The organism is Nodosilinea sp. AN01ver1 (assembly GCF_050565655.1).
Taxonomy (GTDB): Bacteria; Cyanobacteriota; Cyanobacteriia; order Phormidesmidales; family Phormidesmidaceae; genus Nodosilinea.
Genome location: NZ_JBNXVS010000040.1, coordinates 42,099 through 62,834 on the forward strand (window position 1 = coordinate 42,099; position 20,736 = coordinate 62,834).

General features: G+C 50.9%; 26 protein-coding genes. 16 read left to right on the top strand and 10 right to left on the bottom strand.

What is annotated here, in order from left to right; translation table 11 throughout:
• Positions 1–6: 6 nt before the first annotated feature.
• The 5 genes from ACQ4N7_RS23345 to ACQ4N7_RS23365 form a co-directional block, all read right to left on the bottom strand.
• The gene (locus ACQ4N7_RS23345) at positions 7–414 is read right to left on the bottom strand and encodes a hypothetical protein (RefSeq protein ID WP_430713845.1); all 408 of its coding nucleotides are present in this window, start codon (positions 412–414) and stop codon (positions 7–9) included.
• A gap of 408 nt (positions 415–822) precedes the next feature.
• Complete coding sequence (locus ACQ4N7_RS23350; RefSeq protein WP_430713846.1) at positions 823–1,137, bottom strand: hypothetical protein; 315 nt, start codon at positions 1,135–1,137, stop codon at positions 823–825.
• Positions 1,138–1,192: 55 nt separating this feature from the next.
• Positions 1,193–1,516: a hypothetical protein gene (locus tag ACQ4N7_RS23355; RefSeq protein WP_430713847.1), complete on the bottom strand. Its 324-nt coding sequence runs from the start codon at positions 1,514–1,516 to the stop codon at positions 1,193–1,195.
• Entirely contained in the window at positions 1,513–2,175 is a 663-nt protein-coding gene (locus ACQ4N7_RS23360) for a hypothetical protein (RefSeq protein ID WP_430713848.1), read from the bottom strand. Before ACQ4N7_RS23360 ends, ACQ4N7_RS23355 begins: the two co-directional genes overlap by 4 nt.
• A gap of 352 nt (positions 2,176–2,527) precedes the next feature.
• Complete coding sequence (locus tag ACQ4N7_RS23365; protein WP_430713849.1) at positions 2,528–2,929, bottom strand: RidA family protein; 402 nt, start codon at positions 2,927–2,929, stop codon at positions 2,528–2,530.
• Between the two features lie 317 nt (positions 2,930–3,246).
• Between ACQ4N7_RS23365 and ACQ4N7_RS23370 the strand changes: the two genes are divergently transcribed.
• The 7 genes from ACQ4N7_RS23370 (at position 3,247) to ACQ4N7_RS23400 (ending at position 6,040) form a co-directional block, all read left to right on the top strand.
• The gene (locus tag ACQ4N7_RS23370) at positions 3,247–3,675 is read left to right on the top strand and encodes a hypothetical protein (RefSeq protein WP_430713850.1); all 429 of its coding nucleotides are present in this window, start codon (positions 3,247–3,249) and stop codon (positions 3,673–3,675) included.
• A 4-nt stretch (positions 3,676–3,679) separates the two neighbouring features.
• Positions 3,680–4,174, top strand: a complete 495-nt coding sequence (locus ACQ4N7_RS23375) for a hypothetical protein (RefSeq protein ID WP_430713851.1) — start codon at positions 3,680–3,682, stop codon at positions 4,172–4,174.
• A 95-nt stretch (positions 4,175–4,269) separates the two neighbouring features.
• Complete coding sequence (locus ACQ4N7_RS23380) at positions 4,270–4,839, top strand: hypothetical protein (protein WP_430713852.1); 570 nt, start codon at positions 4,270–4,272, stop codon at positions 4,837–4,839.
• Positions 4,840–4,841: 2 nt separating this feature from the next.
• Positions 4,842–5,093 carry a DUF4258 domain-containing protein gene (locus tag ACQ4N7_RS23385; RefSeq protein ID WP_430713853.1) on the top strand — a complete coding sequence of 84 codons (252 nt, stop codon included), beginning with the start codon at positions 4,842–4,844 and terminating at the stop codon, positions 5,091–5,093.
• Between the two features lie 2 nt (positions 5,094–5,095).
• Complete coding sequence (locus tag ACQ4N7_RS23390) at positions 5,096–5,299, top strand: DUF2283 domain-containing protein (RefSeq protein ID WP_430713854.1); 204 nt, start codon at positions 5,096–5,098, stop codon at positions 5,297–5,299.
• Positions 5,300–5,327: 28 nt separating this feature from the next.
• Entirely contained in the window at positions 5,328–5,648 is a 321-nt protein-coding gene (locus tag ACQ4N7_RS23395) for a hypothetical protein (RefSeq protein WP_430713855.1), read from the top strand.
• Positions 5,649–5,710: 62 nt separating this feature from the next.
• Positions 5,711–6,040, top strand: a complete 330-nt coding sequence (locus ACQ4N7_RS23400; RefSeq protein WP_430713856.1) for a hypothetical protein — start codon at positions 5,711–5,713, stop codon at positions 6,038–6,040.
• A 23-nt stretch (positions 6,041–6,063) separates the two neighbouring features.
• Here ACQ4N7_RS23400 and ACQ4N7_RS23405 read toward each other — a convergent pair whose 3' ends face one another.
• Positions 6,064–6,300 (bottom strand): hypothetical protein, encoded by a 237-nt coding sequence (locus tag ACQ4N7_RS23405; protein ID WP_430713857.1) that lies wholly within the window; start codon positions 6,298–6,300, stop codon positions 6,064–6,066.
• A 110-nt stretch (positions 6,301–6,410) separates the two neighbouring features.
• Between ACQ4N7_RS23405 and ACQ4N7_RS23410 the strand changes: the two genes are divergently transcribed.
• Positions 6,411–6,740, top strand: a complete 330-nt coding sequence (locus ACQ4N7_RS23410; RefSeq protein WP_430713858.1) for a S24 family peptidase — start codon at positions 6,411–6,413, stop codon at positions 6,738–6,740.
• A gap of 71 nt (positions 6,741–6,811) precedes the next feature.
• Here the strand turns inward: ACQ4N7_RS23410 and ACQ4N7_RS23415 are convergent, their stop codons facing one another.
• Positions 6,812–6,988: a DUF4278 domain-containing protein gene (locus tag ACQ4N7_RS23415; RefSeq protein ID WP_430713859.1), complete on the bottom strand. Its 177-nt coding sequence runs from the start codon at positions 6,986–6,988 to the stop codon at positions 6,812–6,814.
• Positions 6,989–7,320: 332 nt separating this feature from the next.
• Here ACQ4N7_RS23415 and ACQ4N7_RS23420 point away from each other — a divergent pair, with 332 nt between their 5' ends.
• From ACQ4N7_RS23420 to ACQ4N7_RS23440, 5 genes are all read left to right on the top strand, one after another.
• Positions 7,321–8,580 (top strand): Y-family DNA polymerase, encoded by a 1,260-nt coding sequence (locus ACQ4N7_RS23420; protein WP_430713860.1) that lies wholly within the window; start codon positions 7,321–7,323, stop codon positions 8,578–8,580.
• Between the two features lie 115 nt (positions 8,581–8,695).
• Positions 8,696–10,105, top strand: a complete 1,410-nt coding sequence (locus tag ACQ4N7_RS23425) for a transglutaminase domain-containing protein (protein ID WP_430713861.1) — start codon at positions 8,696–8,698, stop codon at positions 10,103–10,105.
• A 58-nt stretch (positions 10,106–10,163) separates the two neighbouring features.
• The gene (locus tag ACQ4N7_RS23430; RefSeq protein WP_430713862.1) at positions 10,164–11,048 is read left to right on the top strand and encodes an SAM-dependent methyltransferase; all 885 of its coding nucleotides are present in this window, start codon (positions 10,164–10,166) and stop codon (positions 11,046–11,048) included.
• Positions 11,045–12,193, top strand: coding sequence for an HNH endonuclease domain-containing protein (locus tag ACQ4N7_RS23435; RefSeq protein ID WP_430713863.1), 1,149 nt, complete (start codon positions 11,045–11,047; stop codon positions 12,191–12,193). The genes ACQ4N7_RS23430 and ACQ4N7_RS23435 overlap by 4 nt, the downstream gene beginning before the upstream one ends.
• 13 nt (positions 12,194–12,206) lie before the next feature.
• On the top strand, positions 12,207–13,256 hold the full coding sequence (locus ACQ4N7_RS23440; RefSeq protein ID WP_430713864.1) for an endonuclease NucS domain-containing protein: 1,050 nt from the start codon (positions 12,207–12,209) through the stop codon (positions 13,254–13,256).
• Between the two features lie 2 nt (positions 13,257–13,258).
• On the opposite strand, the gene ACQ4N7_RS23445 is transcribed toward ACQ4N7_RS23440, so the two are convergent.
• Positions 13,259–13,804, bottom strand: a complete 546-nt coding sequence (locus ACQ4N7_RS23445; protein WP_430713865.1) for a tyrosine-type recombinase/integrase — start codon at positions 13,802–13,804, stop codon at positions 13,259–13,261.
• A 349-nt stretch (positions 13,805–14,153) separates the two neighbouring features.
• Between ACQ4N7_RS23445 and ACQ4N7_RS23450 the strand changes: the two genes are divergently transcribed.
• Complete coding sequence (locus tag ACQ4N7_RS23450) at positions 14,154–14,444, top strand: hypothetical protein (protein WP_430713866.1); 291 nt, start codon at positions 14,154–14,156, stop codon at positions 14,442–14,444.
• Between the two features lie 6 nt (positions 14,445–14,450).
• Here ACQ4N7_RS23450 and ACQ4N7_RS23455 read toward each other — a convergent pair whose 3' ends face one another.
• Both ACQ4N7_RS23455 and ACQ4N7_RS23460 read right to left on the bottom strand, forming a co-directional pair.
• The gene (locus tag ACQ4N7_RS23455; RefSeq protein WP_430713867.1) at positions 14,451–16,568 is read right to left on the bottom strand and encodes a protein kinase domain-containing protein; all 2,118 of its coding nucleotides are present in this window, start codon (positions 16,566–16,568) and stop codon (positions 14,451–14,453) included.
• A gap of 38 nt (positions 16,569–16,606) precedes the next feature.
• On the bottom strand, positions 16,607–17,227 hold the full coding sequence (locus tag ACQ4N7_RS23460) for a hypothetical protein (protein WP_430713868.1): 621 nt from the start codon (positions 17,225–17,227) through the stop codon (positions 16,607–16,609).
• Positions 17,228–17,357: 130 nt separating this feature from the next.
• Between ACQ4N7_RS23460 and ACQ4N7_RS23465 the strand changes: the two genes are divergently transcribed.
• Both ACQ4N7_RS23465 and ACQ4N7_RS23470 read left to right on the top strand, forming a co-directional pair.
• Positions 17,358–19,265, top strand: coding sequence for an NERD domain-containing protein (locus ACQ4N7_RS23465; protein WP_430713869.1), 1,908 nt, complete (start codon positions 17,358–17,360; stop codon positions 19,263–19,265).
• A gap of 1 nt (position 19,266) precedes the next feature.
• On the top strand, positions 19,267–20,256 hold the full coding sequence (locus ACQ4N7_RS23470) for an endonuclease NucS domain-containing protein (protein WP_430713870.1): 990 nt from the start codon (positions 19,267–19,269) through the stop codon (positions 20,254–20,256).
• Positions 20,257–20,736 lie beyond the last annotated feature (480 nt).

Here is a 20,736-nt window from a genome sequence, read left to right on the forward strand (position 1 = left end):
CTCACCTCATCCTCTGAACGTACAAACCCAGCGAGAACCCCGCTGGCTGGCTCTCCTGACCCGCACTATTGTCACTAGGCTACCGCCCTGGTTCGTATACTGCTCGGCCAAAAGGTTACATTTGCGGCGGGCCTGCTGCTCGTTGTCGGCCCACACATAGTCCTCCCAATCCTCTACCTGCTGATCTGGGTTGGGAGTGTAGGACATAACCGGGATTTGCAGCTGCTGCCCATTGCTGGATAGAACCCAGTACGTCACCCCAGCGATCGCTACCACTGTCACTACACAGCCCACACTGGCGACGCAGGCGGCTACTGCTGGCACCGCTGCTGGATTAGCCCTGACCTCAACCGCTGGCCCTAACACCAGGGCACCAGAAACTGTGAGTGCTGCTGCACCCCTCCAATGATTCATAATGCTGCTCCTACGAGAATCCCCGGTCTGGACCGAGGTGAAAACGCTGTCTTATGCGCCTTGAGCTATGGCGGTTGCTTCCCTCTCACTCTCAGGCTTGAGCCGTAGGAAACCCTTCTCAGCCAAATGCTTAATGCGCGAAATCAATGGTCTGCGATCGCTCAGGCCCAGGGACGCAAGCAACTCTACAGAAGAAACCTGGCCTCCCTCAGCTAGCTTCGCCCTCAATAGGTCGTAAGTCTTAAGCTGGGCTGTGGTAGCCGTTGCCCGATTAGCGCCGTCTAGAAATTCAATGATCATGACTAATTGGAACCAGGCGGTAGGCAGGAGTCCCCAGAGACAGGCCGAATCGCCCCCTTCATGATCCAATGCCTGATCCTGGATAGAAGGGGTGCAGGCGATCGCAGGTTAGTCAGGATCTTCTCCCTCACGTCGGGCGGTATCTGCTCTAAGTAAGCTCCGAATACCCTGTTGAGTTTCTGCTTGATATCGTTCATCGCCCTCTAGCCTTTGATTCAGTTCGTCATGCCAAGAGTCTGGATAATCCCCGTTGTAGTAGCCCCCTGTGGGGTCGCCATCCTCATCGGGGCTGGAGTCGAAGGCTTCTCCCCCTTCTCGCATCGCCCTTGCCTGGTCTAAACCACGCCGCGCCCAGTCTTCCTCGGTCATCTCGTCCTCGCCCTCTGGGCCACGCCAGGACTGCCCACTAAAAGGCCATGCCATTAGTACTATTGCACCTCATCTTACTTGATCCAAACCTGGCTTTCTGTGTGTTGCCCTACTCAGTCCTGTAGCCCGTAGCCTGGGGACCGGAATACTCGATCACAATCCAGCTGTTGCTGCCCTCAAGCTGGTAGTAGTCCCCAGTCTCTGTGCGATAGGTAGGAAAGCCAAAGTTGTTCACCATATCGGTGTAGGACTGGGGCCAAGCCAGCGCTTGCAGGTAGACCAACTGCTGTTGTGTGATGCCGCCTTCCACGCCGTAAGGCTGCTGGCCAGGGGCAAACTCATTGGTGGTGGTTAGGGGCACTGTGGTAGGGGCATCTGCGATCGCGCATCCTGTAACTAATCCGCCCAGAGCTAGAGAAATGGCTGCTTTCATGGCTGCCCCTCCCCGCTGTTCTCCTGCATCCGCTTTTTCTTCAGCAGGTTGTATGTACCCAACTCCGCCTGAGTCTCTACCTTGAACCGCCTCACGCCGCGCAGGGCTCCCTTGGCGCGGAACATATCGAGTTCAGCCTGGCTAAAGTCATCCTCGACATCGCCCAACTGCCCCACAAAAGCCTCTAGGTCGGCCATCTCGGCGGCAAGCTGACTCTGAAGACTGCTGCCCTGGGTCTGGAGTAGCGCGAGAGCATTGCCCACCTCATCGGGCATGAACTCCCCGTCAATCACCCCCACCGAACCCCACTCGTGGGCAAAGCGGTGCTTGGCATCCTCCACCCAGGCTTTAGAGTCCATGCAATCGCGCTTTACCTTCTGAGCAAAGTCGTCAAACAGTTCTGCGGCCAAGTCGGTATACAGATGCCCCGACTTCAGCAACGGCGCTGGGGCTACTCGCTCCAACCACACATACCAGCGAGTTCTGATCGTGACTTCCTTCACGCTGATATCGGGATAGCGCTCTGCAATCTGTTTGGAACTGTAGAGGTTGTTACCTGTGCGCCCTGGTGTGCAATCGCCCTGTGCGGAGGTGTGCGGCTGCACAGTATCCGTTACGTCCTCAATGTGCAGCGCTGCGTACTCTGATGCGTTTTCCATCCGTGCGTCCTCTCCAAAGAAATCAGTAAAACCCTCGAAACAGAAGCGTTTTTACCTGTGCAACTAACTGCACCAGCGCTGTGCTTAGGGTGTTTGTTCCCCGTGCGGCTAACTGTGCAAAAACTGTGCGCCAGGTGTGCGCTTTCACTGTTCGATAGCACGGTTGTACTTATTGTCAAAGGGGTGCGATCCCCAACTCTTGAGCAGATGAGCGATACAGGATTTACGGACTAAACTGCTCCCCAGAACAGGACTTGGCTCAATCAGTAGTTGAAAAAATGGTTTACAAAAAAAGCCCCCAGAGTAATGTTCTGGGGGCTAATACGGAGAAGACGATCAGGAGAAGTGAGTTCTAATCCACTGGAGCGTAGAACGTTCCCTCCACCTCAAAGATGTCATCCTGGTTCAGCCGATCCACCTCAACAATCGTGCGGGGTGGGTAGGGACCTTCGCCCCAAAGCTCAGCCTGAATCTTGTTGGCAATGGGGCGGTAGCGGTACATGTCCGTCACATAAACCACAATGCGAACGGCATCTTGCAGGCTGGCCCCCTCAGACTCAGCAATTAGCTGCATGTTGAGAAAGGCTTGCCTCACCCGGCCTTCTTCATCGGGCACCAGCGTATTGGTGGCCGGGTCAATGCCGCGCATCCCGGCGACAAAGACAAAATCCCCAGCCCGAGTGCCCAGATTCCAGGTGCCCGTCGGGGTAATGGCTCCCTCTGGCGAGAGCGTTCTAACGCCATTGGGAGACACTGGAAATTCCTCTTGAGCTTTGCCTCCTGTTGCGAATGAAGCCCAAAGGCTCAGGCTTGCAGTCAACGCCAAAATAGAACGATTCATTCAGGTATCCTCGATCACACCACCGAGAACTATAAGGACTGCAACAGCCCGACCTCGTAGCTGGAGCTACTAACTGGTGATTGGCTTACAAAAAAGCCCCAGAGTGATGCTCCCAGAGCTAATGTTGGCGTGTTTCATGACAGTTCAATTGTACTGCGGCAGAAGTGTTCTGGAGTTCACAGGCCAATACATTCGTCCTAGAGTGACCAGACTGGCATTGAGGTGTCACGATGGGCAACTGGCTGGACTATTTCAGAAACAAACAGGCGGGTGAAGTACAGGGCAACCTGCTTGGGCCTCCAGAGACATCTGACATTGTTATCGACCACACCAGCCCCAGTCAGAAGCTGGCTTACACCCGGCTGCAAGACCTGGTTAAAGCTCGTGGGGGTGATCAAAGAACCCATGCTGTCGTCAACGCCGACTGCATCCAATACTTGCTGGGGGTTGCTCCTAATGACCTGTACGACGCTCTGGGGGTGCCTCGCAGTAAGCGAGAACGACTGCCGACCGAAGCCCAAGAAGTCTTGATGGTGGGCAATCTAGCTGCCTTCTACGCCATTCTAGAAGATGAGTCCCAGGGTCACGACTCTATAATCGAGTCAAGCCAGAAGGGATTTACCAGGGCCAGAAAAATCTTTCCTTGGAACCGGGAGTAGGACAATGCTGACTATCCATGAACTTAGGCGAGAAGCCTACTCGGACTGGGAAACGACCTATCATGTCCTCGCTCTCTACAATCCTGCTCCAGAGTCCATCAGCTTACCCAAGACTGAGGCGGCACGACTCCCCTACACTAACCAAGCTTTTAAGAACGAAGTACGCCAGCGCTTTGGCGACCTCAGACGACGCTCCACCTGGGAACAGGCGGCGATCTGGATGTGTGCCCAGGGAATGGCTCAGAGCTATCTAGAGCCCTACCAAATCCTCGGCTTTATGGTTTCGCCTACCTACATGCGCTCTGCCGTCCGAGAGCACTACGGCCAGCAGATCATTGAGGCCATGCTGCAATTTCCCGAGGTGATCGCCATCCTCAAAGATGGTCTGGAGCAGGTGTACCGCCATGCTGAGCACAGGGAAGAACGGGCACTCGTTGAGCAGTTCATCAAAGATGGCAACCAGTTCCCTAAACAAATGTTGCAGGCTGTAGCAGCCTAAATTCAAGGCTTTCTGCTGATCTATAGGACTGTTCTGGAGTTCACAAAACCTGCTGTCGTGGCTATGGTGGCGGGACAGTCCAGTGGATAGCCACCATGCCTGAGATTGAAAGCATTCTAGTCGATGAACTGCCCATCAAAAGCCTACCTGATCGCTTCGGGGTGGCCCGCTCCCAGGTCTACAACCGCATCAAAGCCCTGGGCATTAAGACGATTAAGCGCAACCAGAAAGCCTACGTGAATGCCGATCAACTGGCCCTGCTCGATCAACTGCACAAGCTAATTCAGCAGGACTACTCCCTTGAATCGGCGGTCACACTCATCCTGGGCGAACGCTCTCAGCAACAAGGCATAGTTCACGTTCCCCAAGAGACTGTAGAACAGTCCCACGGGACAGCAGGACAGCTAGAGATGATGCAGATGTTGGTAGCGGCAATCGCCCACCAGCAAACGGTAGCTGCGCCACCGGCACCATCCAACCCTTTATCTCGATTTGAGCAACTCCAGGCGATCGCTGACAATGACTGGCGGCCCAGCACCAAAGAACTCGCGGCCATCCTGGGCCTCAACACTCTCTCCCACTCTAGCTTTGAACGCTATGGCTTCCGCTTCACCAAGGCTGGAAAGAACGGGGCACAGTCGGCCTGGAGGGTGGAGAAGCTGTAGCTATGGAATATCGGCTGACACTTCACGCCCGCGAAGAAATGAGCGATCGCAACATTCCGATCCAGATGGTTGAGATGGTATTGACAAACCCAGACCAGCAGTTTGAGGAAGATGGACTCATGCTTTACCAAAGCAAATTTGCTGGGGCAGCAGGAAAAACTTACCTCCTCCGGGTCTTTGTCAACACCTCAGTTGTCCCGGCTAGAGTTGTTACCGTTTATAGAACCAGCAAACTCAACAAGTACTGGAGATAGCCATGCAAGCCAAATATGACTCTGAAGTAGACGTTCTGAGGATCCGTTGGTCAGAGGCTCCCATCGACGAAAGCGATGAAGATAAGCCAGGGTTCATCCTTGACTACGACAAAGACGGCAACATCGTTGGGCTTGAAATTCTGAATGCCTCGAAACGTATCGAGAACATAGCCCAGCTTGCGATTCAGGTCAGCCAGGTTCCTTAGTAATCACGACAAAGGAGCAGATTGCCCTATGTCTTCAAAACCCCAAGAGCTATCCCGTGGTGACCTGGTAAAGTTGAGAGACCCCTACCAGGGCCGCTATGGCTATGGAGTGGTGGTAGAAATCGTCAGCCGCACCTGCCAAAAGCTGCCGCGCAACGTCAGCCTTCACCTCTACGACGATGAGGGGCAGCTCTACATCGAGCCTCTTTACGTGGCTAAGGGGCTGATGGTGCCCAGCTACGTTGACTTTCATGTGTCCGAGTTGGTCTGGTATCGCAGGGCTGCTGACCAGGGCTACCACACTATTCCTAACCCGCCTGATTGGTCGGCAGAACAGTACTTGGCTTAGGAGTAACCAGGCTGCAACCGATAGCATGGAGCCAAGACAGATTTGGAGGGAGAGGAGAGGCCATGCTGTTAGCCTGGGTGCGTCTATTCCATACCCTAGTTTTCGTGGTGATGTTCGGGTCCATCCTGTTTCTGCTGTACTGCGGCCTCACCAACCAGCTCACGATCTGGACAGCAATCGCCTTTGGACTGATCAGCATCGAGGTGGTGATTTACGCTGGCAACGGTTTTCGCTGCCCTCTCAGAACCTGGGCTGAAGACCTCACTCCCCCAGGGCAAACCATTCAAGACATTTACCTACCGCCCTGGCTCTCGGCCCGTGTCGTGGCTATCTCTACCCCACTGCTGGGACTAGCCTGCCTACTCCTGCTGGTACGGTTGTTAACCAGGTGACAGTACCAGAACAGGATCGCTAGCTACTCTGTCTTAATTAAGCGATGCTTAGCAATAATCTGACGCATTTCTTCCCGCACTAATCTATGGAGCTTCGAGTCAGCCTCAAGGGGTTCTGTAAAGTCTGGAGCTACCAAGAAACCATTACCATCCTTGTCGAAGGCCAATCGCATATTCTTTACGTCTACAAAGGGTTCCAATTCTTTCAAGAGATGATGGAAAGTATTAAAAACTTGTCCCACGTTCTGCGTTGAAGCCATAAATCACGTTTTGCTGAAACAATAGACCTTTTCACGTAAGCACAGGACAGTCCTACGAGACAACCTCACTCCAAGGCGAATAGCATGGACAAATCTCTCTCTGTTCCCCTATGGCCTTCCCCGTCCCCGGCGATGCTATTGAGCAAAGCCTAGACCTCAACCAACACCTGATCCACAACCCCGCTGCCACCTTCTTCATGCGGGTCGAGGGGGACATGGCGGCTGACCATGAGGTCCAGCCAGGGGATCTGCTGGTGGTCGATCGCGCTCAGACCGCCCAGGATGGCTCTCTGGTGGTGGCAGCGATCGCTGGTGCTCTCCAAGTTCTCAGGCTCCAGCAGCAGCGAGATAAGCTAGTGCCTGCTTCAGGATGGCAACCAGAAGAAGCGCTAGATATGGAGGTTTGGGGCGTGGTCACTACTCTTATCCGCAAGGTCTAATATGACAAAAAACCCACTGTTGCCAGCGGGGGAGGAGGGTCGTTGTTGTTCTAGAGGAGGAAATCTGTGGTCTATCGGGCGTAGCGCACGCCGCGATAGGTCAGTTCTGCGGGCTGCTGACGCTGAGCAACGGTAAACTGCTTGCGAGCGTAGGGACGACCCATGAAGGTTGCCGTTTCACCCGTAGGGGTGCCATCAATGTCGGGGGCAGAGGTTTCGTAGGATTGACCACGATAGGTGAGTTGCATAGCTGGGGGCTCCTGAGTGACGAAGGCTTGTCTCAACAAATTAATAATCGCCCGAACGCTCAAATTGTTGGGTGACGGCTGTATAGCTTGACTGGTGATAGTTTTGGGGCTAAGGCGTGAGGCAACAGGGCAATTTCGTTGATAGAGATCACCTCCCCCTGCGATCGCAGAGGCTCAGATGGCGATTGACCAAGCTTTAACGCCAATGACAATAGGACAGTCTCGCAGGACAGGAGGACACCAACCACCGCAGAGGATAGTATAGGAATACTATTGCATCTGTCCCCGCTGCCTCTAATGCTGTAAACCCCTGTTCTTCTTAAGGTCTAGCCATGTTTGCCCTGGTAGACTGCAACTCGTTCTTTGCCTCCTGCGAGAAGGTCTTTCGCCCTGACCTGGCAGGCAAGCTCGTGGTGGTGCTCTCAAATAATGATGGCTGTGTCGTCGCGCGATCGCCCGAAGCCAAGCCGCTGGTAGCGATGCAGGCAACCCTATTCTCCATCCAGGATCTGGTGAAGCAGGGCAAAATCCACGCCTTCTCATCCAACCCCGTGCTCTACAGAGACATGTCGCGCCGGGTGATCCAGACCCTCCAGCACTTCAGCCCCGAGGTTGAGCAATACTCCATTGACGAAGCTTTCCTGGGCCTGCACGGGTTCGTCAAAGCCGATCTGGGCGACTACGGCCAACAGATTCGCACTACCGTCAAGCAGTGGACAGGCATACCTGTATCTGTCGGCATTGCCAAAACCAAGACCCTGGCTAAACTGGCAGCCCATGAGGCCAAGCGCTACCCAGACCTCCAGGGTGTGCTCAACATTGAAACTCTGGACGACCCAGACGCTGTGCTGGCCAGCATCGACGTAGGCGAGGTCTGGGGCATTGGCAAAAACCTCAAGGCCAAGCTCAACAGCATGGGCATCAAAACGGTGCTCCAGCTCAAGAATGCCCATCAGCGAGTCATCCAGAAGAAGTTTGGGGTTCTGGGCCTGAGAACCGTTCTAGAGCTGCGCGGCACTCCCTGTTTCCCAATGGAGCCGGTGGCTGCTCCCAAGACTATGCGGATTGTCTCTCGTTCCTTTGGCCACCTGGTTACAGAACTCTCAGATATCAAAGAGGCGGTGGCCACCTACACCACTCGCTGCGCCGAAAAGCTGAGGGCCGATGGCCTGGTAGCGGGTCACTTCACAGTCTCCATAAGAACCAGCTACTACCGAGAAGAAAATCAGTATTCAGCCGCCCGCTCTGTAGCCCTCGACCAGCCCACCAACGATACTGCTGTGCTCATCCATGAGGCCATGAGGCTCGCAGAAGCCGCTTTTACGCCGGGATATGAGTACCTGAAAGCCAAAGTCATTGCTACTGAGCTAAGCCCGGCAGGGGAGGTGCAGGGCAGCTTGTTTGCGGCCCCGGTGGATACAGAGAAGCGCGATCGCCTGATGGCAGCGATGGACAACCTCAACCGCAAGCTCAGCCCTGATGCTGTGAAGTTTGGCGCAATGGGCCTAAAGCCCACCTGGTCGATGCGGTCAGAATATTTCTCCCAGCGCTACACGACCCATTGGGGGGAGATTCCGACTGTGAAGGTTTAGCAAAAGGTAAGCTGTTAATTAACAAGACTGGCTTATGAGACTGTCCTATAAGACAGCCACAAAATCGGGAAACTTAATAGTGGAACTAACCCTCCAGCCGTTTCTCTAATCTCCCATGCGGTTTTTATTCCTGAAGCTGCCTGCTCTCATTACCAGAACACTATTCTACGTGGCCGTCTTCCTCTCCCCAGTGCTGGGTGTCTGGCTGGCCTCGTCGCTAGTGGCCTACATCAACGGCCCCAAGCTGCTGACAGTCTTCTCAGGCATTCTCCTATTCCCCCTGGTGCCCATCCTGTGGGACATGCGAGGCCGCAAGCGACAAAAAGAATTAGGCATCCTCACCTGGGGAGATCGCATTGTCTTGAGGACACTGGTGCTCAACCTGGCCTTCCTCTTCCTGCTGCTAGCCCTACGGCCCCAGACCTCATTCCTGGCCCTCTCCACCCGTGGCGACTGGTTTCTCGACGGCATGTATAGCCCACAGGCAGAACTAGCCCGCAAGGGATTGTTCACGGCTGCAAGAAGCTTAGAGGGGCTGTATCTGAGATTCCACGACAACCCTTTTGACCAGTATGCCGATACAACTCAGGTAAAGCCTCAACCAGCACCCCAGCTCAGACCTACTGGACAAGCTGGGCAGGCTGGGCAGGCTAAAGGGTGGCCCTGGACTGAGGTAGGGCTACACCCCGCAGTGGTCAACATGCCTACCAGCGCCGAAACCAGCATTGAGTCCGTAGCCCAGTACATCGCCAGCCAAGAGAAAGATCCCATGCTGCGGGTCAAGGCGCTCCATGACTATGTGGCGGATCGCATTGCCTACGATGCCCCTAACTACTTTGCGGGCAACTACCCACCCCAGGATGCTGAGATAGTATTCCAGCGCCGGGTAGCAGTGTGCGCGGGTTATGCCAAGCTGCTCGAAGCCTTGGGGCAGGCTATTGGTGAAGAGATTGTCTATGTAACAGGTGACTCCCGCAACTCCACCAGCGATCTAGAGGGCCAAAGCCACGCCTGGAATGCGGCGAAAATTAATGGGCAGTGGTACTTGATCGATTCCACCTGGGACAGTGGTTATGTGGATCGCTCCACGGGCTTCACCAAGTCTTATAAGACTGATTACCTCTTTCCTCCTCCAGAGGTGATGGGTATTAGCCACTTACCCGAAGATGAGAACTTCCAACTGCGATCGCAGCCTATCAGCCGAGGCGAGTTCTTGCGCCAGCCGATGATGAGAGCCCAGTTCTTTGCCGAAGGGATGAAACTGGTTGCTCCGATGCGATCGCAGACAGACACCAATCAAACGGCGGTAATTCAACTTCAAAATCCTAACCAACGCTGGATCCTCTCTAGCTATGCTCTGAAGGGTTCTAATCAAGCGGAGCATTGTACTGATAGCGCATCCCAAGGCCCCCAGATAACCTGTCCTCTGCCTGGCCCTGGAGCTTATGAGGTCAGCTTGTTCAGTGGTGATGAGCAGTATGGGGAGTTTGGCTATGTGGGCCAGGTTGAGTTTAATAGGCGGTAGCTCTAAGAATCCAGAGCAGTCCTACGAGACAATAGGACAACCCGTAAAACAGCTGCCTGTGCCCTCGCCATCTACGGATCCTATTTCTTACACCGCCCAGATTGTGGCGGCTAAGCGGGCTATTGAGCAGTCCCTTCCTGTTCCACTATTCAATGACCCCTATGCCGCAACTCTAGCTGGGGATGAGGTTGAGAATCTTCTGTCTAAATGGCAGAAGGTAGCCGAAAGGCAGGGGCGATCGCTAGAGGATGTTATCGCCAAGCGCACCCGCTACATTGCCATTCGTACCCGGTTCTTTGATGGCCTGCTGCTGGCCACGCTGTCCCAGTTGTCTGAACCTCAAGTCGTCATTCTGGGCTCAGGACTCGACACTAGAGCCTATCGACTGCCCTGGCCAGTTGCTACCAACCTCTATGAAGTCGATTTGCCGGAAGTCTTAGACTACAAGGCTAATGCCCTATGGAACATTAAGCCAAACTGCCGCCACCACATGATTGCGGGTGACTTAGAAAATTTTCAGACCGGGTGGATTGCTCGACTACTAGAGGCAGGTTTGAAGCAAGAGAACCCTACTATCTGGATCCTTGAAGGCGTTGTTATGTATCTGCCAGAACCCTCGGCCCACTCACTACTGAGGACGGTTGCAGCGTTGAGTTGCCCTGGTAGTGTTCTGGGCATGGATATGGTAAGAAGCGGTTCTATAAGGGCTGCCGAAAGTGCTAAGAACTCTGATCGGGGGCGAGTAGTACGCCACTGGCAATTTGGTTGCGACGAACCCCAGCAGCTGCTGAGGGGCTATGGCTGGAGTGCTGAGGTGAGCCAGCCCCAAGACGTTGAAATCGCTCACGGTAGATATCCAGAGTCCATGCCTGTTACAGCAGAGGTGGGTGGTCACCAGCAAGAGAGAGGGGTTTGGCTGGTGAAGGCTAGGAAAAACAAATGACCCTCATCGCCTCAGATAAAGTCATCAGCACCATCCTCAAGCACGATACAAAAGTAACGAGCTACAAGATCGCGTTGCTGCGGGCTATTAACGATGTGGTGCTGACTTACCCCGACCTGAGAACCTACCACAGCGATGTCGCAGTCCCCCTCAAGCTGCTAGCCGAGTTCTGGATCGCTTACTACTGGCCCTTCGTAGATCCTGATGACCCCATCCAGCAGGGGCAGAGGGCACAGCGCCAGGGGCAGACCACCAACGATATGGCCTTCAGGCCAGCGCTAACCGAACTCAGGCGACAGTGGGAGTTGGTGATTGGAGGGCTGAAGAACCCCGCCGATGGTTTCTTTCTGATCAATGAGCTGCGCTCACCTCGCAAGCACCAGCGATATCCCCAGGTGTTGATCGACGCTTACCAGCAGGCGATCGCCGCTGTCGCCAAAACCATCGAGATGCCCATCCGCTATGCTGGCCCTGGCGAGTGGAGCATTTTTGATAAACCCCAAGCCTACAACCAGGTGGCCAGCCGGACAGTGGCTGTGCCGGGGACAAAGGTACGCGATCGCTGCCTGGTGATTCCCCTCAACCTCTGGTCCACATTCCGCCAGATGTCGCTTTGGGTCGAAGCGCTCTGTATCCATGAATGGTGTCTATTCAGTGGCAGAGTAAGCGACCGCGACAGGGGTTACATATATGCTCTGCTGACCTCTCGTCCTGACAACCGCCGCCCACTGACCTGGGAACGCAACCAGATCGATATTCTGATCATGGAGGGCACTGCCTTTACCTGCCCCTGGACGGAGAAGCGTATTGCCCAGGGCACTGCCTACGACCTCGACCACATCTTGCCCATCGCCGTCTATCCCACCAATGAGTTGTGGAACCTGGTGCCCGCTGACCCAGACTTTAACTCGCACAAGAAGCGAGATCGGCTGCCAACGGCTGAGCGGTTGGTAGTGGCCACCCCTCACCTGGAGCACACCTACCTAAGCTATGGGGATTCAAAGCCTCTCATCGAAGTCTTGCGGGAAGATGTAGCTCTACGATTTGCTACTGTGGCAACGGAAGCTTTTTCAGAAAGTTTGGCTCTGGCTGTAGCTGGCTTAGTAGAGGAAATAGCCGAGTCTCGTAATTTGGCTAGATTTTAACTTCGGCTTTAGTATGCAATCAAATCTTATTGGGGTCACGCTGAGACGAATTGCTGAGGGTTGGGAATTTTCTAGTGAACTAGCTCTGGAAAACTTCATCTGGAACCACTTGGATGAAGTGCTAGGACTAACACCCCTTCAGCGTCAATACATTATTAGAGGTGAAATCTGCGATATTTTGGCGATTAGCTCTCAAAGACAGCTTGTAATACTAGAGCTTAAGAATGCAGAAGACCGTTATGTGGTTCACCAGTTGACGCGGTATTATGACGGCCTTTTTGAAGAGAAACCTTTTTCTCAAGAAGTTGATTATGGACAGCCCATCAGATTAATAGCAATAGCGCCTACGTTTCATCGCCACAACTTTATAGACAGAAAATATAACAAGCTACCAATAGAGTTTATCAAATCTGTTGTCCAGCAGGAATCAGATAAATTTCAGCTAATTCTTGAACACTTAGATACACAGGATACCTGTCAGATTCAACTTCCCTATCAGGAACTAAAACTTGAAGCGTCAATACCTGGTGAAAAAGAGCTACCTGAAGTGCTTGAACGCTGGTTAGGCTCTTGTACACCCCAGAAGCAAGAAGGCTTTAGACGGGTTCGAAGCCAGATTCTAGACTTTCACGAGCGTATGAAAGAGTTTGTTGGTAGAAGAACTATTCAGTATGGAACGGGTAAAACGAAGCTATGTGCTGAATTTTGTTTCGACTTAAAAAATCAAGTTCCAATTCTATTCCTATGGCTTCCCTTGCCGACTTCTCGCACTGGCTCAACCATTGGGCGTTTGCGAATTTGGACAGATGGAATCTCAGTATCCAATGTAGGGCATGTGCCCGATGGGTTAGGGAAAATGAGGTTGAGTGAAGAATGGGATCAGATACCAAAAGAAAAGTGGCCTCGAAATTACTTAGTTAGCAGCATATCGCATAAATCTGACACACCTATTTCTACTCAAGGGTACTTAAGTTTCACCAAAGTCGGCTATGAATCAGACAGTATGCTTAACTTGGAAGGTTTTGTAGAGATTGCCTTACAAAAGTGGTTGAAAAAGCTGTGACTTCATCCCCACAACCCCCTCAATGCTTCATCTGCCTCTTGTTGTCCAATTTCCAAGTACCTGGCTAGGTTGCCAATGTCCTCATGCTGCGTAATCTTCTGAAGTGTTCGCAGAGAGTAGCCCTTCTCAAAGTGCATCATCGTCAGCAGCGATCGCCGGAAGCTATGGGTAGAAACTCCCCGAATGCCTAAATAATCGAGCATTTCCCGCAAAGCTTTATCACAGGCTCTGGTTGTGATGTGTCCTTGAAACCGCCCAGGGAAGAGATAACCCTGTTTAGGCAACTCCGCTGTCGCTAACATCTTCTCCAGCGGTGGGGCGATCGCAACCGACCGGGTTTTCTTGGTCTTGGTCGTCCTGGCTCGGTAAACCACATAGCCCCCAACGATGTCCCCGACCTCAAGTTGTACCACCTCACCAATGCGAGCGGCAGTGTAGTAGCAGATCTGAAAAATCAGGTCATGGGGGTGGGGGAGGTAGTTAAATACCTCTTCAAGTTGTTCATCCTTCAAAACGGCTGCTTGCCCGTTGCGATTTACCTTCGGCATGAAGCGAGTTCCGAATCCGGTATTTTAGGAACTGAGATTTACTGATTTTACGATGTTTCAGCTTCAATAGGTCAAATGCACCATCCTTATTGAGAATAATTCCTACATCTCTCTCCGCACATTTTCGGATCTGACTCACCCGAATCTGGTCAAGCCCCCAGAAACCATTGTTTACAAAGTCAACCCGATTAGGTTTGGCCCAATCACCCGGTTAGGGTTGGTCTACTTTGTCTCACCTGAGACATCCGGTTTCACCCGGTTAGGTAGGCGGTAGTCACCCGGTTAGGGGGCAGCCAGCTTTCGCCCGATTCTGGGCAAATTAGGAGGCAACCCGATCAGGTGGATCTAGATGTACGCCCCTACTTTGAGTGCGATCGCCAGCGCTGCCGACTTCCTCACCTACTTCCGCAAGTTGCCGCGTACCCAGCAGGACATGATTTTGCCCCACCTCGACGAGCCCCAGCGCATGGCTCTGAAAGTGCTGAACTGCTGTAGTGAGTTGGAAGGGCAGAGCGTGGGAGCGATCGCCAATTTGGCTGAGTTACACCAGGAATCGACCAGGGCTATTTTGAAAGCCCTGGAGGGAAGGATGGTAGTGGCTGAGGTAACTGCTAGGGGAAAGCTTTGGAAGCTGCCTTAATACTATTCAGGTAGGCAACAGTGATGATGGATATTGGCCTTCAGCAAAAGACTCAAAAATTTCCTTGTAATACCGATTCATGGGTAAATCTATAGAAGGCTCTCCTAAAGCTGCTTTCGCTCTTCTACTGCAAAAATCATGCTCACCATGAATCCACGCATATTCGATCCCAGCTCGTAATGCTGGATAAGATATTTGATTCATAGCGAAAAGAGAAGGTTTGAAATAAGCCCATAGCTTTTCATCAACTCTTCTTTCGACATGATAAACAGCAGAAAAATAAGTAAATATGCGAACATCTTTATCTAAGTTGTTTTTCAAAAAATCAACTGTCTCACTATAATTTTTCCCTTCAAAAAGGGCAGTGGCAATCTTAATGGTCCAATCACGTACCTCGCTCTCGTTGAACTGATTCGGAAACTCTTTCTGGATAACGCCGATATGACTATTGCAAAATGCAAGCGCTTTATCATAAGAACGACCAGCCATGAAAATTGCATAAGCGGTTTGGCCGCAGAGTTCAACTTCAAATCTAGTCTTTGCTTTTCTATATGCGATTTCAATGTAGCTGTGGGCTTTTTGCAAGTCCCCAATTAACAAATAAGCTTGGGAAAGACGACTGATATGCTGACATTCTTTCAGAATGTTTGTAGTTGAGCATATATTTGCAATAAAAGAAATTTCCTTTATGTCTGTTGGTAAATTATGCCTCAAAATCAGATCAACTAAGCAAATAAGGTGCATATCTAATAATTCAATTACAGCACTCTTAGGAATTGCTTTTTGTGCAGGCAGAAATTCTCGGGAGCGCTCGTCGCGGAGTTGAGGTAGGCAGCATTGGTACTGACTTGAATTTGGATTTTCTTCTAACTGCCTAAGGGTGGATTCTTTATTTTCGGGGGATCCGATTATAGAAGTTATGACCTCTAATGCAGCCCTTTTATTAATATCTATAAGGTCACGGGCTCTGTTATATTTATCTGCCCAACCCAAATCAGCTTTCATTATAAGAACTTTTCCTTCTTGCTCCCATTTGTACCGATGTTCTAGATCTGTGAGAAGTAGCCAACAGTCCGCAAGACGAGTATCATATATTAACCTTGGATCATCTAAAGCTTTCCCAAACATACAGCCTTGAAACTCAAAGCTTATTCTGTGATTCAGAAAAGCAATGATTTCACGCGCAGTTGGTCTTTTAGCAGGATCTAGTGAAAGACAGTTAGATACAATATTTATTAGCCATTTACACTGATCCCATACACCATTCCATTCAATATTTTGCACTTTTAGACGTATTAATTCAACTAGATCATCTTGACCCTGAAATGCAATAATCTCTTTAATATCCCCATAAAAGTGTCTACCTGTAATCAATTCAAAGGCTATTAAGCCCCAAGCCCAAATATCAGCAGCACTAGTTAATGATCTGCCTAATATTTGCTCGGGAGAAGCATACATTAATGTCCCAGAAAAGCCGTTGTAAGCTTTTGAAAGCTGCTGATATTTCGCTAATCCAAAGTCAGCCAAGATGGTTTTCCACTGGACGATAGAATTTGCGTCAAGCATATTCCTTGCATCTCTAAACAAAATATTTTCAGGTTTTAGATCCTGATGTATTAGTCCTTTTTCATGCAACTGTTCAAGCGGAATTAATATACTAAACAGATGAAATATGGCCTCCTCTAAATCCAACCTCTCCGCTTGGATTCTTTTGCGGAGTGAGCCCCCAGAACAATAAGGAAGTTTGATTATAATATTATCTTTGAGATTGTGGGGCTGCGAAAAATCAACGTCTTTAATAATCTCTTCAATCTTTATGATGTGCGGCATTCTGAAGCGGGTTAAAATTTCCCCCTCTTGAGCAATTCTTCTGCGTTTATCAGATCGGACATGATTATCGATTTCAAAGGTTTTTAAAACGCATAGCGGTGAGTCCTTATTGATATCACCATCTTTTCTCTTGGCAATGAATAAGCTACTAGTTCCACCACCGATTTCGTCTAAAACCTCGTAACCTGCGATTGATCTATAGGGCGAGGAATTCTCTAGCAATATGCGGCTAGAAAGAGCGCTAGTGAAGTACCCTTTGTTGAAAATCGAATACTTTCGAGTAGAGTCCTGCATCGCTGTTACCACCTTAGATTACTTTTATTTTGTCAATCTTAGTCTTTCATAGCGACACTTACTTTCAACTTGGAAAAGCTGTCGCAAACCACATTCCAAGAGTGTCTTTGTTTTTCGAGAGTAGATTCAATTAGATTTTTTATATCTATTTCTGAAATAGAGTTTGTAGCAGACTCTATTTCGCTGCCTGAAGAAATCGATTGAATTTCAGCTAACAGGCTATCCAAGATAGTCTCTGATATGCTCTTGAATTTTGCATCATTCAAGTCTTCGTCCTCTTCGCCAAAGCTTGTAATTCCAAATAAATAACTGATTGCAGTATTTACGAATGCCTTAGCTTCGGGTGTAGATTCAACAGTGCTAAGCTCTTTTGTCATGAAGCGAATTTGTCTTCGAGCTGGCTCCATCTCGATTCGACTCTCCTGAAGAGAATTTAGAACAATCTTGATCTCAGCTAAATAGTGAGGAGAATTTCTTTCCCAGGCAAAAGGTGATTGCTGAGCTAGTTGCGTGAGGATTTGAATATAATTGCCATGAATTATTGATAAATCGTTGAATACTGGCTCAAACAATTTTTCAAATAAGTATCGAGTTCTCTCTGTTTGGTACTTTTTTAGTTGGATTAAGCGATCTACAACTGAAATCAAAGCGTCAATCATAATTCTGTACGCAGCGATTCAAGGAACAAAGAGCTATTGGGCTAATTTCTAAGGTGAATTATATTCGATAGTTTATAGATCTTGATGTTCTGGGGATAACTAAGCACAGTAGTAGCCCATCTCAGCATTTATGGCTCTCACCATCCCCGAAACTATCTCGTCTGATGCCAGCCAGGGCGAACAGCGCCTCTTCCACATCCTCAAAGCCAAGCTGCCAGAAGATTTCACCGTTTGGTATGAGCCACGCCTACAGCGCAACCTCTACCCGGACTTCACCATCCTCAGCCCCACCTTTGGCCTGCTGATCATCGAGGTTAAGGGCTGGTATACCAGAAATGTCCTTGAGGCAGGAGAGCAGTTCTTCCGGGTGAAGGGTAAACAGGGCATCGAGAGCCATCAGTCCCCCCTCAGACAGGCTCACGGTTACTTCTGCACCGCCGCTGAACGCTTCAAGGGCTATCCGATCCTCCGTAACCCGGAAGGCAACTATGAGGGCAAGCTAGTCTTCCCCGTGGGCACCGGCGCTGTGATGAGCAACATCACCAAACCCCAGGCCCATGAAGAAAATATCTACAAATTCCTCCAGCAGCCCCATGTTGCCTACCGGGATGAGCTACTGGAGTGGGAGAGCTACAGCCCTGAAATGCTGGTACAGCGGCTTCGGAATATGTTCAAGGTCTACTTCGACTTCCCGGCGCTGACGGCAGACCAGGTGAATACGATTAAGGGCTGCCTGCATCCCGAAACCGTCATCAAAGAGAAGCCTGCTGGGCCTGAGAGCGTTCCCGAAGGTCTTGATATTCCTGAAGGCAGCACTGTGATTATTTCCCTCGGCCCCGACCAGGAGCGCCTTGCCCGCAACATGAAGGATGGCCACCGCCTGATCTCTGGGGTGGCTGGCTCTGGTAAAACCTTGATCCTCCTGGCCCGCGCCAAAGTCCTCGCTAACCGTCTGCTTGACCAGCGCATCCTCATCCTGTGCTTCAACATCACGCTGGCCGCCCACCTGCGATCGCTCCTGTATGGCGATACCATGAACCCCCAGTACAAAGATCGCATCCAGGTTATGCACTTCCACGACTGGGCCAGGTCGATTCTGGGCCGATTGCCCTATGTAGCTGACGAGTCTACCTATGATGCTCTCCTGGGGGAGAAGGTTCTAGCCAAGCTCCAGCAGCTGCCCGAAGCCGACCGCTGGGACTCAATTTTGGTAGATGAGGCCCACACCTTCACCCGCGAATGGTTGGAGTGCTGTGTCGCTGGCTTGAAAGACCCAGAGAATGGTGATTTGGTAGTTGTCTCAGACGGCAACCAGAGCCTCTACAAGCGGGCTAAGTTCACCTGGAAATCAGTGGGTATCAAGGCCCAGGGCCGCACAATGAAGCTGGCTCAGAACTACCGCAACACCAGGGAGATTCTAGAAGCCGCCTGGACAGTGGTGCGAAATACTGACCAAGACCTCACAGAGGATGCCACTTTCCCCACCATTGAGCCTGAAGCAGCGCTGCGCCAGGGGCCACGACCAACCCTCTACCAGACGGGAACTAAGGCTAGAGCTGTAGTTGTCGCCGTCGAGCAGGTTCAGCGCCTGGTGATGCTGGGCTACAGCCCATCAGAGATTGCTATCCTCTACCGTTACAAACCCAAGAAGGATGATGCTCTGTTCAACTCCATGCTCCAGCGACTGCAAGATCTGGGCCTGCCGGTCTATTGGGTCACTGAGAGCCAGCACACCAAAGTTAGCTACAGCGCCCGCAGGCCGGGGGTGAGAGTCATCACTACGCTGTCTGCCCTGGGCCTGGAGTTTAAGGCGGTGCTGCTGCTGTGGGTCGAGCAGTTTGAGGACTGCTTTGCTGAGGATTTGGATGAGCGATCGCTGGCTCGACGGCAGCTCTATGTAGCTATGACCAGGGCACAGGATGAGTTACATCTGGTAGCTGGGGCAACGGGAGTAGTCCCTCAAGCATTAGCAAAAGCTGATGCCATTGAGACAGTCAAAAGTAGACACCCCTCTCTAGTCTTGAAAGGAATTAAGTAGGTTGGCTATTACGGCGATCGGGGATACGTGGCAGTTCGGTAGTGAATTTGAGCTGGAGGAAACCGTCTGGAAGAACCTGCCTAAGTTGCTCAATCTTAAGCCATTCAAGCGCCAATATTCGATCAGAGGTCAGTTCTGCGACATCCTGGCTTTAGATGATCAGCAACGCCTGGTCATCATTGAACTGAAGAATACAGAAGATCGCTATGTAGTGCAGCAGCTCACCCGTTACTACAATGCTCTTAAGGGATCAACTCCATTTGGGTCGGAGGTAGATTTTGAGCAACCAGTTCGATTGATTGCGATTGCACCCGGCTTCCACCAAGACACGCTAGTTGACTGTAAGTACAGCATATTGAAGATTGAGTTGGTCACTTTTTCAATTCGCCCTCAAACCAACTCCTTTGCCTTATTGCTGAATAATTCTGAGGGGCAGACTATTGGGAAGTCTGTAATTAAGCAGGAAAAGTCGGAATTATCCTCAGAAATCGTGGTTCCTGAACCGTCAAGAAAGCTTTTGAACTGGTTAAGCCATAGTTCAGACGTAGAGTTCAAAGCCTTTGTTAGCTTGCGCCGTCAAATTATGAGCTTTGACGAACGCATGAAGGAGGTGGTTGAGCCTCAACGGATTATTTACGGTAGAGGCAAGACAAAGCCCTGCGCTGAAATCAAGCCAGTCAAAGAGATTATTGGAGACAGAAGAAGGCCAGTCTTGTTCCTGTGGCTACCACATCCAGAAAATAAACCTCAAGTCCTCCGCATGATGATTTGGGCTAAAAAGGATTGGAAAGAGGTCGAAAGCATACTTTACTCTCCTTCATCCAATAAGACCAAGCAGATCTGGCATTTTCCAGCAGTTATCAATTGGATGAAAACGTTCAATTACAAAGAAAGTCTGAAGCTATATCAACCTATCCTTGACGAAAATCAAAAATGTTCTCCTGCTAGCCTTGTTGGTCTAGCCCTTGAAACTTGGCGAGCTAGATTTTGAGCTTAATTTCTAAAACTACTGAGGCTTTTAACTATGCTAGTAGCTTCTGCTAAGAACGGTTGATCAACACGGCTGATAGCCAGAACCCAGAGGTTATCACTAGGGCGAGCCGCATCCTTGAGGGCAATATCTACGCCTCACTCTCCACCAGCTCTCCTGATGGGCAGCCCTGGTTGCTGAGGATCTGGCGATCGCTGGCGCGACGGCAGCTCTATCCCGCACCTAATTAAATTGCCCACTATCTATGCCCAAAGCCCTCACAAAGATACATGCAAAAGAAAAGCAGTTGTTTAGACTGAAGACGATTGAGTTCCGAATTGCTCAGCAACTAGTCCCATTAGCGAGAAGGAACCTATAGCGGTTCCTGAATGGGCGAGGTACGATCAAAGTAGAGGAAATACTGCGCACGCTACAGTCTTGGTTTTCCTTTAGGAGAGTGTGATGAAAGCCTACTCACTTGACTTCCGGGAAAAGATCATT

Bases quoted from the DNA above. Each gene is read 5' to 3' on its own strand.
- ACQ4N7_RS23450 (WP_430713866.1), top strand. From the start codon at position 14,154: ATGTACGCCCCTACTTTGAGTGCGATCGCCAGCGCTGCCGACTTCCTC.
- ACQ4N7_RS23345 (WP_430713845.1), bottom strand. From the start codon at position 414: ATGAATCATTGGAGGGGTGCAGCAGCACTCACAGTTTCTGGTGCCCTG.
- ACQ4N7_RS23465 (WP_430713869.1), top strand. From the start codon at position 17,358: ATGGCTCTCACCATCCCCGAAACTATCTCGTCTGATGCCAGCCAGGGC.
- ACQ4N7_RS23350 (WP_430713846.1), bottom strand. From the start codon at position 1,137: ATGGCATGGCCTTTTAGTGGGCAGTCCTGGCGTGGCCCAGAGGGCGAG.
- ACQ4N7_RS23360 (WP_430713848.1), bottom strand. From the start codon at position 2,175: ATGGAAAACGCATCAGAGTACGCAGCGCTGCACATTGAGGACGTAACG.
- ACQ4N7_RS23405 (WP_430713857.1), bottom strand. From the start codon at position 6,300: ATGGCTTCAACGCAGAACGTGGGACAAGTTTTTAATACTTTCCATCAT.
- ACQ4N7_RS23375 (WP_430713851.1), top strand. From the start codon at position 3,680: ATGCTGACTATCCATGAACTTAGGCGAGAAGCCTACTCGGACTGGGAA.
- ACQ4N7_RS23385 (WP_430713853.1), top strand. From the start codon at position 4,842: ATGGAATATCGGCTGACACTTCACGCCCGCGAAGAAATGAGCGATCGC.
- ACQ4N7_RS23440 (WP_430713864.1), top strand. From the start codon at position 12,207: ATGCAATCAAATCTTATTGGGGTCACGCTGAGACGAATTGCTGAGGGT.
- ACQ4N7_RS23445 (WP_430713865.1), bottom strand. From the start codon at position 13,804: ATGCCGAAGGTAAATCGCAACGGGCAAGCAGCCGTTTTGAAGGATGAA.
- ACQ4N7_RS23435 (WP_430713863.1), top strand. From the start codon at position 11,045: ATGACCCTCATCGCCTCAGATAAAGTCATCAGCACCATCCTCAAGCAC.
- ACQ4N7_RS23420 (WP_430713860.1), top strand. From the start codon at position 7,321: ATGTTTGCCCTGGTAGACTGCAACTCGTTCTTTGCCTCCTGCGAGAAG.
- ACQ4N7_RS23410 (WP_430713858.1), top strand. From the start codon at position 6,411: ATGGCCTTCCCCGTCCCCGGCGATGCTATTGAGCAAAGCCTAGACCTC.
- ACQ4N7_RS23460 (WP_430713868.1), bottom strand. From the start codon at position 17,227: ATGATTGACGCTTTGATTTCAGTTGTAGATCGCTTAATCCAACTAAAA.
- ACQ4N7_RS23390 (WP_430713854.1), top strand. From the start codon at position 5,096: ATGCAAGCCAAATATGACTCTGAAGTAGACGTTCTGAGGATCCGTTGG.
- ACQ4N7_RS23355 (WP_430713847.1), bottom strand. From the start codon at position 1,516: ATGAAAGCAGCCATTTCTCTAGCTCTGGGCGGATTAGTTACAGGATGC.
- ACQ4N7_RS23400 (WP_430713856.1), top strand. From the start codon at position 5,711: ATGCTGTTAGCCTGGGTGCGTCTATTCCATACCCTAGTTTTCGTGGTG.
- ACQ4N7_RS23370 (WP_430713850.1), top strand. From the start codon at position 3,247: ATGGGCAACTGGCTGGACTATTTCAGAAACAAACAGGCGGGTGAAGTA.
- ACQ4N7_RS23380 (WP_430713852.1), top strand. From the start codon at position 4,270: ATGCCTGAGATTGAAAGCATTCTAGTCGATGAACTGCCCATCAAAAGC.
- ACQ4N7_RS23395 (WP_430713855.1), top strand. From the start codon at position 5,328: ATGTCTTCAAAACCCCAAGAGCTATCCCGTGGTGACCTGGTAAAGTTG.
- ACQ4N7_RS23415 (WP_430713859.1), bottom strand. From the start codon at position 6,988: ATGCAACTCACCTATCGTGGTCAATCCTACGAAACCTCTGCCCCCGAC.
- ACQ4N7_RS23455 (WP_430713867.1), bottom strand. From the start codon at position 16,568: ATGCAGGACTCTACTCGAAAGTATTCGATTTTCAACAAAGGGTACTTC.
- ACQ4N7_RS23425 (WP_430713861.1), top strand. From the start codon at position 8,696: ATGCGGTTTTTATTCCTGAAGCTGCCTGCTCTCATTACCAGAACACTA.